At 70.0% G+C, this 16,184-nt stretch carries 11 protein-coding genes and 2 pseudogenes; 9 read left to right on the top strand and 4 right to left on the bottom strand.

The window, feature by feature from the left end; genetic code table 11:
* The first annotated feature begins 7 nt into the window (after positions 1-7).
* The 9 genes and pseudogenes from QM788_RS17440 to QM788_RS17400 all read left to right on the top strand — a co-directional run bounded on the left by QM788_RS17440 (position 8) and on the right by QM788_RS17400 (position 11,163).
* Entirely contained in the window at positions 8-1,471 is a 1,464-nt protein-coding gene (locus tag QM788_RS17440; protein WP_415662717.1) for a leucyl aminopeptidase, read from the top strand.
* A 3-nt stretch (positions 1,472-1,474) separates the two neighbouring features.
* Positions 1,475-1,894 (top strand): DNA polymerase III subunit chi, encoded by a 420-nt coding sequence (locus tag QM788_RS17435; protein WP_415662716.1) that lies wholly within the window; start codon positions 1,475-1,477, stop codon positions 1,892-1,894.
* 115 nt (positions 1,895-2,009) lie between these two features.
* Positions 2,010-3,150: pseudogene (locus QM788_RS17430) on the top strand (branched-chain amino acid ABC transporter substrate-binding protein).
* A 429-nt stretch (positions 3,151-3,579) separates the two neighbouring features.
* On the top strand, positions 3,580-4,962 hold the full coding sequence (locus QM788_RS17425) for a TIGR03013 family XrtA/PEP-CTERM system glycosyltransferase (RefSeq protein ID WP_415662715.1): 1,383 nt from the start codon (positions 3,580-3,582) through the stop codon (positions 4,960-4,962).
* Positions 4,963-5,024: 62 nt separating this feature from the next.
* The gene (gene prsK / locus QM788_RS17420; protein WP_415662714.1) at positions 5,025-7,154 is read left to right on the top strand and encodes an XrtA/PEP-CTERM system histidine kinase PrsK; all 2,130 of its coding nucleotides are present in this window, start codon (positions 5,025-5,027) and stop codon (positions 7,152-7,154) included.
* Complete coding sequence (gene prsR, locus QM788_RS17415; RefSeq protein ID WP_415662713.1) at positions 7,151-8,512, top strand: PEP-CTERM-box response regulator transcription factor; 1,362 nt, start codon at positions 7,151-7,153, stop codon at positions 8,510-8,512. Before prsK ends, prsR begins: the two co-directional genes overlap by 4 nt.
* A 71-nt stretch (positions 8,513-8,583) precedes the next feature.
* Positions 8,584-9,870, top strand: a complete 1,287-nt coding sequence (locus QM788_RS17410) for a GNAT family N-acetyltransferase (RefSeq protein ID WP_415662712.1) — start codon at positions 8,584-8,586, stop codon at positions 9,868-9,870.
* Positions 9,867-10,625 carry a S1C family serine protease gene (locus QM788_RS17405; RefSeq protein ID WP_415662711.1) on the top strand — a complete coding sequence of 253 codons (759 nt, stop codon included), beginning with the start codon at positions 9,867-9,869 and terminating at the stop codon, positions 10,623-10,625. Before QM788_RS17410 ends, QM788_RS17405 begins: the two co-directional genes overlap by 4 nt.
* A 105-nt stretch (positions 10,626-10,730) precedes the next feature.
* Positions 10,731-11,163, top strand: a pseudogene (locus QM788_RS17400) (type II toxin-antitoxin system MqsA family antitoxin).
* Positions 11,164-11,234: 71 nt separating this feature from the next.
* Here the strand turns inward: QM788_RS17400 and QM788_RS17395 are convergent.
* The 4 genes from QM788_RS17395 to prsT form a co-directional block, all read right to left on the bottom strand.
* Entirely contained in the window at positions 11,235-11,729 is a 495-nt protein-coding gene (locus QM788_RS17395) for a GNAT family N-acetyltransferase (RefSeq protein ID WP_415663003.1), read from the bottom strand.
* Complete coding sequence (locus QM788_RS17390) at positions 11,726-11,998, bottom strand: DUF1778 domain-containing protein (RefSeq protein WP_415662710.1); 273 nt, start codon at positions 11,996-11,998, stop codon at positions 11,726-11,728. The genes QM788_RS17395 and QM788_RS17390 overlap by 4 nt, the downstream gene beginning before the upstream one ends.
* 278 nt (positions 11,999-12,276) lie before the next feature.
* Positions 12,277-13,206 carry an EDSAP-1 family PEP-CTERM protein gene (locus QM788_RS17385; RefSeq protein ID WP_415662709.1) on the bottom strand — a complete coding sequence of 310 codons (930 nt, stop codon included), beginning with the start codon at positions 13,204-13,206 and terminating at the stop codon, positions 12,277-12,279.
* Between the two features lie 180 nt (positions 13,207-13,386).
* Positions 13,387-16,167 carry an XrtA/PEP-CTERM system TPR-repeat protein PrsT gene (prsT, locus tag QM788_RS17380; protein WP_415662708.1) on the bottom strand — a complete coding sequence of 927 codons (2,781 nt, stop codon included), beginning with the start codon at positions 16,165-16,167 and terminating at the stop codon, positions 13,387-13,389.
* Positions 16,168-16,184: the final 17 nt, after the last annotated feature.

The following is a 16,184-nucleotide window of genomic DNA, read 5'->3' as shown; positions in this document are numbered from 1 at the left end:
AGTCATTATGGACTTCAAGATTCAAACCGCGGAGCTCGACGGGCTCGCGGGCGTGGGTGCTGACGCCCTGGTCGTCGTGCTCGGCGGCGAGGCCTTGCCCCAGGGTCTGGATGCCGCCGTTGCGCAGCAGGTGCAGGCCGCGATCAAGCTGGGCGACTTCGCGCTGAAGGCCGGCCAGGCGCTGACACTGACGAACCCGGCCGGCCTGAAGGCACCGCGCCTGGTGCTGGCCGCCAGCGGCAAGGCGACGCTGGCCGCCGCCCGCGCCGCGCTGGGCGCGGCCCTGGCGCAGGTCAAGTCGCGCGGCGCGGCGAGCGCCGCCGTGGCCTTCGCCGGCTTCGACGCGGCGCTGGCCGAGTCGCTGGCCGAGCAGAGCGCGCTGGCCGCCACCGATGCCGTCTACGTCTACCGCCACACCAAGCCCAGCGCGGCCCCGGCGCCCAAGCTGGCCAAGGTGACGCTGCTGGTCGACAAGGCCGGCCAGAAGGCCGCCAAGGCCGGCCTGGCGCGCGGCGAGGCGATCGCCGCCGGCGTCGAGCTGGCGCGCGAATGCGCCAACCGCCCGGCCAACCACGCGACGCCGACCTACCTCGGCCAGGTCGTGCAGGCGCTGGGCAAGACCTACGGCGTCAAGGTCGAGGTCATGGACAAGAAGGCCGTCGAGAAACTGGGCATGGGCAGCTTCCTGTCCGTCGCCCAGGGCTCGGACGAGCCGCTGCGCTTCATCGTCGCCCGTTACGAGGGCGCGGCCAAGTCGGTGGCGCCGGTCGTGCTGGTCGGCAAGGGCATCACTTTCGACACCGGCGGCATCTCGCTGAAGCCCGGCGCCGAGATGGACGAGATGAAGTTCGACATGGGTGGCGCCGCCAGCGTCATCGGCACGCTGCGCGCGGTGGCCGAGCTCAAGCCCAGGCTCAACCTCGTGATGATCGTCGCCGCCTGCGAGAACATGCCCAGCGGCCGCGCGGTCAAGCCGGGCGACGTGGTGACCTCGATGTCCGGCCAGACCATCGAGATCCTGAACACCGACGCCGAGGGCCGCCTCATCCTGTGCGACGCGCTGACCTATGCGGAGCGCTTCAAGCCCGCCTGCGTCATCGACGTGGCGACGCTGACCGGCGCCTGCGTCATCGCGCTGGGCGGCGTGCGCAGCGGCATGTACGCGAGCGACGACGAACTCGCCGCCGCGCTGACGGCGGCCGGCGACGCGGTGCTGGACCCGTGCTGGCGCATGCCGCTGGACGACGAGTACGCCGAGGGCCTGAAGAGCAACTTCGCCGACCTGCCCAACATCGCCGGCCGCGCGGGCGGCTCCATCACGGCGGCCAAGTTCCTGCAGCGCTTCGCCGGCAAGTACCGCTGGGGCCACCTGGACATCGCCGGCACGGCCTGGAAGGGCGGCGCCGCCAAGGGCGCGACCGGCCGGCCCGTGGGCCTGCTGACGCACTTCGTGCTGGGCCACGCCCGGTAGTCGGTGCAGCAGGTCAGCTTCTACAGCGACGCGGCCGAGCCCCTGCGTTTCGCCTGCCGGCTGGTGCGGCGCGCGCTGGCGTCCGGCAAGCCGGTCGGCGTCTGCGTGGCGCCGGCGCAGGCGGCGGCGCTGGACGCGCTGCTGTGGAGCTTCGACGCCAGCGAGTTCATCCCGCACCGGCAGTGGGACGGCGCGACGCCGCCCGCGCCGGGCGAGGTGCTGCTGGTCGCCGACGCGGCCCGCCTGCCGCACCGCGGGCTGCTGCTGAACCTGGCCGAGCCGCTGCCGGCGGCCGCGTTCGAGTTCGAGCGCGTGCTGGAGGTGGTGGGCCGGACGGCCGAGGCCGTGCAGGCGGGCCGGGTGCGCTACCGGGCCTACAAGCAGGCCGGCGCGGCGCTGGACCACTTCACCGCCAACGGTTGACAGCCCGGCGTCCATGCTTTCCCGGATGAGTCCCCCCCTTGGAATTGGGGTATGTTCAGTTCGTTGAAAAACTCAACGACCGTTGTCTTTCTCTCTTTCCAATCGGAGTCGATCCATGCAAATCAAGCTGAATGTGGTAGTCGGTGCAGTGGCAGCGCTGCTCAGCGGTGCCGCAATGTCCCAGGATCTGGTCGTCAAGATCGGCCACGTCGGCCCGATCAGCGGCCCGAGCGCCCACCTGGGCAAGGACAACGAACTCGGGGCCCGCCTGGCCATCGAGGAACTGAACGCCAAGGGCGTCACCATCGGCGGCAAGAAGGCCAAGCTGGAACTGCTGGCCGAAGACGATGCGGGCGACCCCAAGCAGGGCACGGCCGCCGCGCAGAAGCTGGTGGACTCCAAGGTCAACGGCGTCATCGGCCACCTGAACTCCGGCACCACCATCCCGGCGTCCAAGATCTACAGCGATGCCGGCGTCCCGCAGAATCTCGCCGTCCGCGACCAATCCCAAGTACACCCGCCAGGGCTACAAGACGGCCTTCCGCGTCGTCGCCGACGACGTGCACCTGGGCGGCACGCTGGGCAAGTACGCGGTGACCACGCTGAAGGGCAAGTCCATCGCCGTCGTCGATGACCGCACGGCCTACGGCCAGGGCGTGGCCGACGAGTTCGAGAAGGGCGTCAAGAAGGCCGGCGGCAAGGTCATCGGCCGTGAGTTCACGAACGACAAGGCGACCGACTTCACCGCCATCCTGACCTCGCTGAAGTCCAAGAAGCCGGACGTGGTGTTCTTCGGCGGCATGGACTCCGTGGGCGGCCCGATGATCCGCCAGATGAAGCAGCTCGGCATCAACGCCAAGTTCATGGGCGGCGACGGCATCTGCACGGCCGACCTGCCCAAGCTCTCCGCCGGCACCATGGCCGACGGCCAGGTCGTCTGCGCCGAGGCGGGCGGCATCGAGGGCGCCGGCAAGAAGGGCATGGACGAGTTCAAGGCCCGCTTCCAGGCCAAGTTCGGCGTCGACGTGAAGCTCTACGCGCCCTACGTCTACGACGCCACCAACGCGATGGTGGCCGCCATGGTCAAGGCCGGCTCCGCCGACCCGGCCAAGTACCTGCCGGTGCTGGCCAAGGAAACTTACCACGGCGTGACCGGCACCATCGCCTTCGACGAGAAGGGCGACATCAAGAATGGCGCGCTGACGCTCTACAGCTACAAGGGCGGTGCCCGCGAGCAGCTCGCCGTCGTGCGCTGAGTTCCCTCCGGCCCTGCCAGACGCCCGCCGCCCGGCGGGCGTTTTTTATTGCATGCGTGGCGTGACGTGCGATCCGCACGTTTTGCCTGCCCGGCCCGCCGGCCGGCGGGCCCGGTTGGGGTCTACTGCCGGCGCCGTGAAAATGGCGTCGTGACATGGGGCACATTCAAGGGGCAACCACCCTCCAAACGGGGGGCTTTCAAGGGCAGGGGGCAACGGCATGATGCCGGCGGCTTTCAAGGCCGGGTGCCTGATGTTCGCTGCGGCGTCAAGCCCGGGACATCCCAGTGTTCCCCACGAAGCCGGCGCCCGTGGTGGGCGGCGTTCGCAGCGGGTTTTCCGCGCGTCGGCTGGAATATCGAATCCTGTCGGATTCATGGGTGGGATGAAAATGCTGTGGCGCCAAGGCGGAATTGATCGGGGATCCAGATGATTCGAATATTCAACCATTACCTGCGCCGGCAGACGCTGCTCCAGGTCTTCTTCGACCTGGGCCTGATCGTCTTCGCCGTGATCGCCGTCGTCCTGAGCCAGGGCGAGTCCGCGCAGACGGTGCTGCCGCTGGCCGCCTCGCACGGCTTGTCGCTGGCCGGCTGCATGTTCGTCATCAATTCCGCCACCGGCTTCTACCAGCACGCGCACAACCGCTCGCTGACGGAGTCCTGCGCCCGCGCGCTGTTCGGCCTGCTGTTCGGCCTGCCGCTGGCCTACGTCATCTTCAGCCTGGTGCCGTCCGACACCAGCCACCGCAACCTGCTGACGCTGGTGGCCATGGGTGCCGTCGCGGCGGTCATGGTGCACCGCGTGTATGCCTCGCATTCCGGCGCCCAGGCGCGCATGCGCAGCCGCATCCTGATCTTCGGCGTCGGCCCGGCGGCCCGCGCCGTCGGCAACACGCTGCGCGCCTCGGACCCGCATGCGCAGATCGTCGGCTACTACGCCGGCCCGAACGAGGACCAGCACGACGTGCCCAGCGCCGAGATCATCCGCGACGGCGGCAACCTGACCGAGGCCGCGCTCAAGCACAACGTGGACGAGATCGTCGTCGCGCTGAGCGAGCGCCGCGGCGGCAGCATGCCGCTGCGCCAGCTGCTGGACTGCAAGCTCTCCGGCGTGCGTGTCGTCGACATCGCCACGCACTTCGAGAAGACGCTGGCGCAGATCAACATCAAGCACGTCAATGCCGGCTGGCTGGTGTTCGGCGACGGCTTCAGCCAGGGCATGATGCGCGCGGCGATCAAGCGCGTCTGCGACATCGTCTTCGCGCTGCTGATCCTGGCCGTGTCCTGGCCCATCATGCTGCTCACGTCGCTGGCCATCCGCGCCGAGTCGCGCGGCCCGTTGCTGTACCGCCAGGAGCGCGTGGGCCTGAACGGCGTGCCGTTCAAGGTCATCAAGTTCCGCAGCATGCGCACCGACGCCGAGAAGGACGGCAAGCCGCGCTGGGCGGCCAAGAACGACGACCGCGTGACGCGCGTCGGCCGCTTCATCCGCAAGGTGCGCATCGACGAGCTGCCCCAGCTCTTCAATGTGCTCAAGGGCGAGATGAGCATGGTGGGCCCGCGCCCCGAGCGGCAGTATTTCGTGGACGAGCTGACCGCCAAGATCCCCTACTACGCCGTGCGCCACAGCGTGAAGCCGGGCGTGACGGGCTGGGCCCAGGTCCGCTATGCCTACGGCTCGACCATCGAGGACTCGGTGGAGAAGTTGCAGTACGACCTGTACTACGTCAAGAACCACTCGCTCTTCCTGGATCTGCTGATCATGCTGGAGACGGTGGCCGTCGTGCTGACCGGCAAGGGCGCCCACTGACGCGCCGCCGCCGGGCGTCCGCGCCGATGCCCGCGCCTGCCGGGCATGCTTGAATCCCCCGCATGCCCCATCCCTCCCTGATCGAGGCGCTGCCCGCCGCGGCGTCGCTGGGCAGCCTCAGCGCGCTGGTGTGCGGCCTGGTCTATGGCGGGTTCGCGCTGTATTTCGCGCAGCGGCTGCTGCGCGACAGCCTGCCGGTCACCCGGCTGGCCCTGGTCTTCCTGGCCGCGCTGGCGGCCAGCGCCGCCTGGGCGGGTGTGGCGCTCGCGGACGGGCTGCGGCACTGGTCCGACCGCTGGCCCGGCTGGGTGGTGCCCAGCCTGGACCTGCTGCGCTCCGGCCTGTGGTTCGCCTTCCTGGCGCTGCTGCTGCCGCCCCGGCGCGGCACGGGGCCGGGGTGGATGCGCCCCGCCATGGCCATGGCGCTGCTGCTGCCGGCCGCGCTGATCCTGGTCGCCGAGACGCGGCCCGTCGGAGAACTGGCGCGCCCGCAGGCGTTCGCGGCGCTCGGGCTGGCGGTGCTGGGGCTGGTGCTGGTCGAGCAGGTGCTGCGCAGCGCCAGCGCCGATGCGCGCTGGAACGCCAAGCCGCTGTGCCTGGGCCTGGGCGGCCTCTTCGTCTTCGACCTCTTCATCGGCTCGCAGGCGGCGCTGTTCCAGCACTTCGACGGCGATGCCGTCAGCGTGCGGCCGCTGGTGCATGCGGCCGCGGTGCCGTTGCTGTGGGTGGCCTCGCGCCGCTACGGCGACTGGCGGGGCAAGCTGCACGTGTCGCGCGCGGCCGTGTTCCACTCCGCCGCGCTGCTGCTGGTCGGGGGCTACCTGCTGGTGGTGGCTGGCGTGGGCTATTACGTGCGCTACACGGGCGGCGAGTGGGGCCGCGCGCTGTCGGTGGCGCTGGTGTTCGTGGCGCTGGTGGCGCTGGCGCTGCTGATGGCGTCCGGCGCGATGCGGGCCCGGCTGCGGGTCTACATCAGCAAGAATTTCTTCAGCTACCGCTACGACTACCGCGAGGAATGGCTGCGCTTCACGCAGCTGCTGTCGGCTGACGCCCAGCCCCAGCTCACGGCGGAAACCGTCGTGCGCGCGCTGGCGAACCTGGTGGAAGGCCCCAGCGGCATGCTGTGGCTGCAGCGGGCGGCGGACGCCGATTTCGTGCAGGCCGCCACCTGGAACCTGCCCGCGCAGCCGGGCGGCGAGCCCCGCGAGGGGTCGCTGGGCCGCTTCTGGCGGGAGCGGGCCTGGATCATCGACGTCGACGAATGGCGCGCGGACCCGGAGGCCTACCCCGGGCTGGAGCTGCCCGCATGGCTGGTGGCCGAGCCGCGCTGCTGGCTCATCGTGCCGCTGCTGGTGGGGGAGGCGCTGATCGGCTTCGTCGTGCTCGGCCGGCCGCGCGCCGCCATCGAGCTGAACTGGGAGGTGCGGGACCTGCTGCGCACCGCGGCCCGCCAGGCCTCGGGCTACCTGGCGCAGATGCAGGCCACCGAGGCCTTGCTGGAGGCGCGCAAGTTCGACGCCTTCAACCGCATGTCCGCCTTCGTCGTGCACGACCTCAAGAACATCGTCACCCAGCTGTCGCTGATGATGAAGAACGCCAAGCGGCTGCGCGACAACCCGGAATTCCAGCAGGACATGCTGGACACGGTGGAGAACTCGCTGGAGAAGATGCGCCAGCTGATGCTGCAGCTGCGCGAGGGCGAGACGCCGCATGGCGTGGCCAGCGGGGTGGACCTGGAGCAGATCGCCCGCCGGCTGGCCGACGCGGCCGCGCGCAAGGGCCGGGAGCTGCAACTGGCGCTGCAGCCCGGCGTCAGCACGCGCGGGCATGCCGAGCGCGTGGAGCGGGTGGTGGGCCACGTGGTGCAGAACGCCTTCGACGCGACGCCGCCCGAGGGCGTCGTGCGGCTGAGCCTGGCCGCCGAGGGCAGCCAGGCCTGCATCCGCGTGGCGGACAGCGGCTGCGGCATGAGCGAGGATTTCATACAGAATCGACTCTTCAAGCCGTTCCAGACCACCAAGGCCAGCGGCATGGGCATCGGCGCCCACGAGAGCTATCAATACGTGCAGGAACTGGGAGGCAAGATCAGCGTGCAGAGTGAATTGGACCGGGGCACCACCGTGACCCTGCTGCTGCCCTTGTTCCACGCGCAGGCCGACGCCCCGCTGGCGGCGCTGGAGGGCCGCCGATGAGCACGCCCCGCCACGCCCCGCTGCTGATCGTCGAGGACGACCTCTCGCTGCAGAAGCAGCTCAAGTGGTCGCTGGACCGCTTCGAGTCGGTCACGGCCGACGACGTCGCCAGCGCCGTGCTGCAGTTCCGCCGCAGCAGCCCCGCCGTCGTCACGATGGACCTGGGCCTGCCGCCGGACCGGGACTCCGTGTCCGAGGGCTTCAGATGCCTGGAGAAGCTGCTGGAGCTGGACCCGGGCGTCAAGGTCATCGTGCTGACCGGCCAGAACGACCAGGACAACGCGCTGCGCGCCATCCGCATGGGCGCCTACGACTTCCTGGCCAAGCCCGTCGATCCGGACGTGCTCAGCCTCACCGTCGAGCGCGCCTACCGGCTCTACGAACTGCAGCAGGAGAACCGCCGCCTGCAGATGCAGCAGAGCAGCGACGTGTTCTCCGGCCTGATCACGCGCGACCCCGGCATGCAGCGCGTCTGCCGGATGATCGAGAAGGTCGCGCCCAGCGACGCCACCGTGCTGCTGCTCGGCGAGAGCGGCACCGGCAAGGAGGTGCTCGCGCAAGGCCTGCACGACGCCTCCCGGCGCAAGGGCCGCTTCGTCGCCATCAACTGCGCGGCCATCCCCGAGACGCTGCTGGAGAGCGAGCTCTTCGGTTACGAGAAGGGCGCCTTCACCGGCGCCACCAAGTCCACGCTCGGCAAGATCGAGACGGCCAACGGCGGCACGCTGATGCTCGACGAAATCGGCGACCTGCCGATGCCGCTGCAGGCCAAGCTGCTGCGCTTCCTGCAGGAGCGCGTCATCGAGCGCGTCGGCGGCCGGCAGGAGATTCCCATCGACGTGCGCGTGGTGGGCGCCACCCACCAGGACCTCCAGGCCCGCATCGCCGACGGCCGCTTCCGCGAAGACCTCTACTACCGCCTGGCCGAGATCGTCGTCGAGATCCCGCCGCTGCGGGAGCGGGTGGGCGACCCGGTGCTGCTCGCGCACGCCTTCGCGCGGCGCTTCGCCACCGAGATGCGCCGCCCGGTGCCCACGCTGTCCGACGACGCCGTCCGCGCGCTCGAGGCCCACCGCTGGCCCGGCAACGTGCGCGAGCTGCAGAACATGCTCAAGCGCGCCGTCATCATGGCGGAGGACGACCGCATCACGGCGCTGGACCTGGGCCTGCGCGCCGCCCCGGCGCCGGCCGACGACGCCGCCACGCTGGACCTGCGCACCGTGCGGGAGAATGCGGAACGCCAGGCCGTCATCACCGCGCTGGCGCGCACCGATGGCAACATCGTGCGGACGGCCGAGCTGCTGGGCATCAGCCGCCCGACCCTGTACGACCTGATGAGCCGGCTGCAGGTGAAGTAGCCGGCCCGACGGCATCCCCTGACTCGCGACCCGCGTCGCGCCGCTCGGCCCGGGCCCGGAGAACCCCGCACATGAAGATTCGGCAAGCAAACCTACGAAAGCGGCTGCACGTCGGCTTGCGGCGGGCGCTGTCGCGGCTGCCGCGCGAATGGCGCTTCGCCATGTACCGCCGCCTCGTCGACTGCGACCCCGCGCCCGACCCCAAGCTGGAGCTCAAGGTCGCGCAGACCCAGGAGGAGCTGGAGGCATGCTTCCGCATCCTGCACGACGCCTACGTGGCCAGCGGCTTCATGAAGCCGGCGGAATCGGGCATGCGGCTGACCCTGTACCACGCGCTGCCGACGACGACGACGCTGTGCGCCAAGTACGACGGGCGGGTGGTGGGCACCATGTCCATGATCCGGGAAGGCGTCTTCGGCTTTCCGATGCAGTCGGTCTTCGACCTCAGCGACGTGCGCGCCAAGCAGGGCCAGATCGCCGAAATCTCCGCGCTGGCCGTCCACAAGGACTTCCGCAAGACGGGCGGGGCCATCCTCTTCCCGCTGATGAAGTTCATGTACGAGTACTGCACGGCGTACTTCGACACCCGCCACCTGGTCATCGCGGTCAACCCGGACAAGATCGAGCTCTACGAGTCGCTGCTGTTCTTCGAGCGCCTGCAGGAAACCGTGCTGGAGAAGTACGACTTCGCCAACGGTGCTCCCGCCGTCGGCGCGACGCTGGACCTCCCGGCGGCCAAGGCGACGTTCAAGCGGGTCTACGAAGGGCGCAGCGAGCGCAAGAACCTGTACGGCTACTTCATCACCACGAAGATGCCCAACATCCGCTTCCCCACGCGGCGCTACCACACCACCAACGACCCGGTGCTGACGCCGGCCATCCTCGACTACTTCTTCAACCAGCGCAGCCAGGTGTTCCGCGACCTGGACGACCGGCGCAAGGCGCTGCTGTGGTCCATCTACGACCAGCCCGAGTTCCGCGCCGTCCTGCCGCTGCTGGACGAGGCCACGCCGCCCGACCTGCGGGCGATGCGGCGCCACCAGCGCTTCTCGCTGCGCTGCCCGGCCGAGCTCCGCCCGGCGCGGCCCGGCGCCCATCCGGTCGTCGCCACGGTGATCGAGGTGTCGCTGTCAGGCTTCCAGGCCACCTCCAAGCTGCCGCTGGCGGTGGGCGACACCGGCACGGCCCTGGTCGAGCTGGGGCCGAACGAGCGGTCCGAGTTGCGCTTCACCGTCATGCGCCACCACCGCTCCGAGCGCGGCGACGACTACTACGGCTTCCGCCTGCAGGACACCGATGCCGCCTGGCGCCAATGCGTCAGCGCCCTCGAAACCGGATACGTCGGAGGCGACTTGTGAAGCGGCGCGCGTTCTGCACGCTGGCGGCGGCGCTGGCCACGGCCGCTGGCGGGGCCGCCGCCGAGGAGTCGCTGCCGGACCTGATCGCCCGCGCCAAGCCGGCGGTCGTGCTCGTCGGCACCTACGGCGCGCTGGACAGCCCCAAGTTCAGCTTCCGCGGTACCGGCTTCGTGGTCGGCGACGGCCTCACGGTCGTGACCAATGCCCACGTCATCGCCCAGCCGGCCGACGACACCGCGCAGCGCAGCCTGGCTATCCAGGTCTGGTCCGCCGGCGGCGGGTGGACGCTGCGGCAGGTCAAGCAGATGTCCGGTGACCCGTTCCGCGACCTGGCGGTGCTGCGCGTCGAGGGCGACCGGCTCCCCGCGCTGACGCTGGCCACGACGCCGGTCCGGGAAGGCGCCGCCATCGCGCTGATGGGCTTCCCGCTGGGCGGCGCGCTGGGCTTCTCGCACGTGACCCACCGCGGCATCGTCGCGGCGCGCACCGCCATCGCGTCGGCGGCCTCCAACTTCCAGGCCCTGAACGCGCGCGCGCTGCGGCAGCTGCGTGAAGGCAGCTTCGACATCCTGCAACTGGACGCCACGGCCTACCGCGGCAACAGCGGCGGCCCGGTGTTCGACCTCGCGTCCGGCGAGGTGGTGGGCGTGGTCAGCATGAGCCTGGCCAAGGACACCAAGGAATCGGCGCTGAACTCGGCCAGCGGCATCTCCTACGCCATCCCGGCTGCGGATGTGCTGCGGCTGCTCCGTTGATCCCCATGTGGGCGACCTTCTCGGCGCTGGCTGGCGATGCTGCGTTCGGGCTGGATTTCGCAGGGATGCTCGATGCGGTCGTGTGTCCTTCAAGGCGTTGTGAACATGCGACGCCCCGTCTGCGCTGCGGCTGAACTGGTGCATGACTCCCGCGACCTGCCCTGTACCTACCAGGGCGAGGCGACCAGCATTCCGGCCGTGGCCGGGGATTTCTGCCCTGCCTGCGGTGAAAGCGTGCTCGATGCCGCCGAGTCGGCGCGCGTCGGGGCGGCCATGCTGGCCTTCAACCGGCAGGTGAATGCCAGCATCGTCGATCCCGGGTTCATTGCCGGTGTTCGCAGGAAACTGGCGCTGGACCAGCGGGAAGCGGCCGAGATTTTCGGGGGGCGGGGTCAATGCGTTCTCGCGCTATGAGAATGGCAAGACCAGGCCACCGCTGGCGCGGGTGAAACTGCTCCAGGTGCTGGATCGCCATCCGGAACTGCTGAACGAAATCCGGGGCGCCGAGGCACAGTGCGGCGTGCGGGCTCCGGCATGAGCAGCGCCTCAAGCAAGCGGGACAGGCCGCAGGCTGAAGCGGCGCCAATGAGCCCCAACTGCTGAGCAGGATCAAGCCTTCACGGTGCCCAGGCGCAGCATCAGCGTCCTCGGATGTTGCGGCGACGCCTGGAAGCCGTAGTGTTCATAGAACTGCTGGGCGCGCTCGTGGAGGGCATGGACGAGCAGCGCACGAACGCCGGCATGCTGGGCAACGTTCATCGCGCGGTGGACGGCGTCCTGCAGCAAGGCGGCGCCCAGTTTGATGCCCTGGGCGCGGCGATCGGCGGCCAGCCTGGCCAGAACCATCACCGGGATCGGATCAGGCATGTTGCGGCGCACACTGCCGGTGGCTGCCTGGTGTGATACCGCGCCAGCAGCCATCGCGTAGTAGCCGTAGACCCGCCCCTGCGGGTCGGTGACGACGAAGGTCCGGCTGGCGCCGCTCAGTTGGTTGGCCCATGCCCGGCGCCGGAGCCAGTCATCGAGACTGCCTTCCCCACAGGCGAAATCCTCCAGCAGATGGGCCGCAGAGAGCGGCTGGGGCGCGCTCAGGCGCACGCTCAGCCCGCGTGCTGGTTCCAGGGCGCATCCACGGCCAGGAGCCGTTCCAGCCCGGGGTTGGGGGTGGGGGGGGCATCGAGCAGCGCGGTGAACTGCTGGAACTGCTCGGCATCCAGGCTGAAGAACACCTGATCCAGCATCACGGCCTGGGCCCGGTCGCAGGCGGCTTCGAGCATGAAGTCGGAGCGGTTCTTGCCGAGCAGGCTGGCGGCGTGATCGATCAGGTCCCGCTGCTCGGGCAGGGCGCGCAGATTGATGGCGGCATCGCGCATGGATCCTCCTGTTTGCATACACAACGGTTATACGAATTGTCCGGCAAGGCGCAGCCGTTGTCGATGCAAACATCGCCAGCGGTGATGGCGGCAGACCGTGGGTGGCTTTGATGCTCCACGTCCCGGCAGCAAGCCCGGCAAGCGCAGCCGTGATGGCCGCTGAGGCAGCCTGGTCCGACGGGTAAAGCGCGAAAAAAACCGCCCAGCGGTTGCTGGGCGGTTGGGCTCAGAGCGCTTCGGTCAGCTGGCCGCCGGGCGGCCAGCTGGTGCCATCGCTATCAGGCGGCCTTGCGGCGGCGCGAAGCGAAGCCGGCGCCGAGGGCGGCGACGCCCAGCAGGGCCAGGCTGGCAGGCTCAGGCAGGGGCGACTTGTCGTAGGCAGTGGCGTTGGACGATTGGTTGATCGCGAACTGATACGCCACGCCAGCCTTGAACGTGAACGCGTCCGACAGGTAGGTCTTGGTGCCGTTGGTCGAGAACTGCGTGGCGGCGTTGAACAGCGAGTCAGACGCGCTGTACGACTTGTTCATGTCGGCGGGTGCGAATTCCAGCACGGAACCATCGGAACCGAGGATGCTCATGTTCCAGCCATAGCCGGCGAAGGCGTTCACGTCGTCACCGGCCGGGGTCAGCGGGTCAACCCAGGCTTGGATGAAGGCGTCCACGTTCACGAACAGAGCGCTGGTGAAGGTGGTGCCGACGGTGAACGAGCCCGTGATACGGCCGCTGTTACCGATGGTGGAGTTGGCGCCGCCGAAGTTGGTCGGGCCGGTCACCACGGCGTCGGCGCGGGTCAGACCGGAGATGCTGCCGCCCAGGGCCGTGCCGGAGATGAACATGTCACCCAGGGCGTAGTTGGCGCCGCCAGGCACGCTGATGTGATTGGTGGCGTTTTCCAGACCGCCGTTGGTGCCGTTGTACAGGCTACCGTCGCAAGCGCCAGCGCAACGGTTCTTGACGTCCACGTCCACGGCGCCGTTGGCCGTGATGGCGTTCGGACCGGCGCCGCCGGCGACCACGCCGTTGTAGCTGGCGGTGGCGTTGCCGGTACGGGATTCGCCGGAGATGGTGAGGGTCGGGGCGCCGGGGGCGGCGAAGCCAAGGCCGGTGACGTGCATGTTGGCGATGCCGACGGCACCTGCTTGAGCTTGGCTGGCCATCAGCGAAGCGGCGGTGGCAACCAGACCTGCCAGAACCTTGAATTTCATGCTGCTCTCCTAGAGGGAAGAAAAAAGAGTGACGCAGAGTCTTAAGCAGTCTCCGTGCCAGGTCTTGAATCCGTCCATCAAGTCATTGATTTGAAAAGGATTTTCTGAATGATCCGGGAGGGGTTGCCGGCGCGCGTCCGCGCGTTGTCAACTTCGCCGACACCCCTGTTCCGGTGGCCGCTACTGGGCCTTGGCCTTCAGCGCGGCCAGCGCCGCCGGGTCGACGCCGGTGCCGCGCTGCTCCAGCGCGGCCAGTTCCTGGCGGGCGCCGGCCTTGTCGCCGTCGTCGATGAGCATCTGGGCCAGGTGCAGCCGGTGCGCGGGGATGTCCGGGGCCAGCGCCACGGCCTCGCGCTGGCGGGCGAGGGCGGCCTTGCGGTCGCCGGTGGCGGCGAGCGCGGCGGCCCAGGTGTCCAGGAACCACGGCCGGTTGGGCGAGGCCTTGTTGGCGCGCTCGGCGTGGGCCAGCGCCTGGCGCGGGTCGGCCTGCAGCAGCAGGCTGGCGAGGTTGTTGAGCGCGAAGGGGTTCTCGGGCTGCACCTCGAGGACGCGCCGGTACAGGCGTTCGGCCACGGCCTTGTCGCCGGGGGCGCCCGAGAAATGCCGGCGCTCGGCGGCTGCGGTCATGACGACGACGTCGCGCGGATGGTCGGCCATCCATTGGGTCTCGAAGCGCTCCAGCTCCTTGGTCTGGCCGGCGCGGCCCATGGCGCCCAGGGTCAGCAACGCCAGTTCGCTGCTGGGCTGCCGGGCGACGGCGCTGCCGTAGGCCTTGGCGGCGAGGTCGTGGCGGCCGCGCAGGGTGTTCCAGTCGCCCTCCAGGACGGCGGCCTGGAAGGGGTCTTTCGCGGCGACGCGGCGGATCAGCGGCTCGATCTGCTGGGGCTTGTTGCTCTTGTGCAGCGCGGCGACGAGCAGCTTCTGCGCCTCGGGGGTGTCGCCGCCGGCGCTGATGGCCATGCCCAGGGTCTGGGCGGCGGCGGCCGGGTCGCCGTTGGCGAGCTGCAGGCGCGCGATGGCGACCTGGCGGTCGCTGTCGTCGCCGGGCAGTTCGCGCAGCCGGGCGATGGTGGAGCGCGCGGAGGTGGTGTCGAGGTTGTCGATGTGGAGCTGGGCCAGCAGCTCCAGCAGCGCGCGGTTGTCCGGGAAGGCCTTGAGCGCGGCCTGCGCTTGCTCGATGGCGACCTTGGGCTGGCGGGCGTTGGCGTAGGTGCGGATCAGCGCGATGCGCGGCTCGATGGCCGTGGGCGCGGCGGTGATGGCGGACTGCAGGAAGGCGCGGAGCTTGGCCAGGTCGGTGCCGGCCTGCACCTTGACGGCGTACAGGTCCATCAGTGCGTTGGCGTTGCCCGGCTGCTTGGCCAGGAAGCTGGTGAAGCGCTGCTCGGCCTGGGCCACGTTGTTCTCGCGCAGGTCCAGGCCGGCGAGGCCGCGCACGGCCATGATGTAGCTGGGGTCGCGCTTCAGCGCGTCCTCCCAGGCCGCGCGGGCCTGGGGCACCTGGCCTTGCACCAGCGCGAGCTGCCCGCGCAGGTGGCTGGCGACGGGGGTGTTGGGCTTCTTGCGCTCGATCTCGGCGAGGGCGGGTTCGACGTCGGCGAAGCGGCGCAGCTGCATCAGCGCGGCGACCAGCGTGAGGTCGGCGGCCAGCGACGGGTCGGCGGCGGCGGTGGCGCGCAGGTCCTGCAGGCCCTGCTCCTGCTTGCCGGCGTTGATTTTTTCCAGCGCGAGGTAGAGCTTGCCCTTGAGGTTGTTGGGGTCGATCTTGAGCGCGCTGCTGTAGTAGGTCTGTGCATTGGCGGCGTCGCCGGCCGCGACGCTGGCTTCCGCCGCCAGGCTCAGCGCGGCGACCGGGGGCGAGGCCAGGTCCAGCAGCGGCTTGAGCGTCGCCAGCGCCTTGCGCGAGGAGCCCATGCGGACCTGGGCCTCGGCGAGCTGCAGGCGCAGGTCGCCCTGCTCGCGGTGGCCGGGCAGGGCCTGGGCGAGCAGCCGTTCCGCCTGCGTGTACTGGGCGCTGCGCAGCGCCACGACGCCGGCCAGGTGCGCGGCCTTGGGGGCGTCCGGCGCCACGCGTAGCAGCGCCGCAGCGCTTTCGCCGGCGCCCTTGAGGTCGCCCTTCTCCAGGCGCAGCCAGGTGGTCATGTAGTGGGTGAGGTAGCCGTCGCGGCTGATCGCGCGCAGCCGGTCGACGTCCTTGCCGGCGGCATCGAACTCCTTTTTCATCATGCGCAGGGTGACCAGCGCGGCCAGCGGCCGCTGGTCCTGCGGCTCCAGCGCGCTGGCCTGTTCGTAGGCCTTGATGGCCTCGGCGCGGCCGGCGGGCCGCTGGGCGGCGATGTCGCCCTTGAGCAGCAGCGCGTTGATGTCGTCGGGCGCCTGCTTGAGCAGGGGTTCGAGCTGGCGCAGCGCCTCGTCGGCCTGGCCGCCGTCGTTGAGGCGGCGGACTTGGAGCAGCCGGGCCGGCACGCTGTGCGCGTCGAGCGCCAGCGCCTCCCGGGTCAGGCGGTCGGCTTCCTCGATGTTGCCGAGCGCGTAGTGGCCTTCCGCGAGCGCGGCCAGCGCGTCGGCCTTGGCGGCCGGGTCCGGCAGCTTCAGGTCGGCCTGGTACTGGGCGAGCACCCGGCGCGGCTCGTCGGTGGCCAGTTCGGCGCGGATCAGCTTGGGCAGCACGCGCGCCTCGGGGGCGCCGAATTCCCGCGCCTTCAGCAGCTCGATCTTGGCGCCGGCCGGGTTGCCCAGCGACAGCAGGTTCTCGCCCATCAGCAGGCGCGCCTCGGCGAGCTGCGGGTTGTCCTGCAGGGCGGCGCGCAGGTGGATGGTGGCGGCGGCGCGTTCGCGCTTGTCAAGGCTTTGCTTGGCCGCGGCCAGTTCGTCCGTCGCGGTTTTCTGGCAGCCCGCCAGCGCAATGGCGACAAGCCAGGGGATATGCCTGGCCATGGTTTTCTTGTGGCGGAACTTCATGGTTTGGATTGCGTGTG

The sequence above is a fragment of the Roseateles sp. genome (assembly GCF_047654785.1).
In the GTDB taxonomy this organism is placed as follows: domain Bacteria; phylum Pseudomonadota; class Gammaproteobacteria; order Burkholderiales; family Burkholderiaceae_C; genus Pelomonas.
This window is presented reverse-complemented; position numbering and strand designations above follow the sequence as displayed.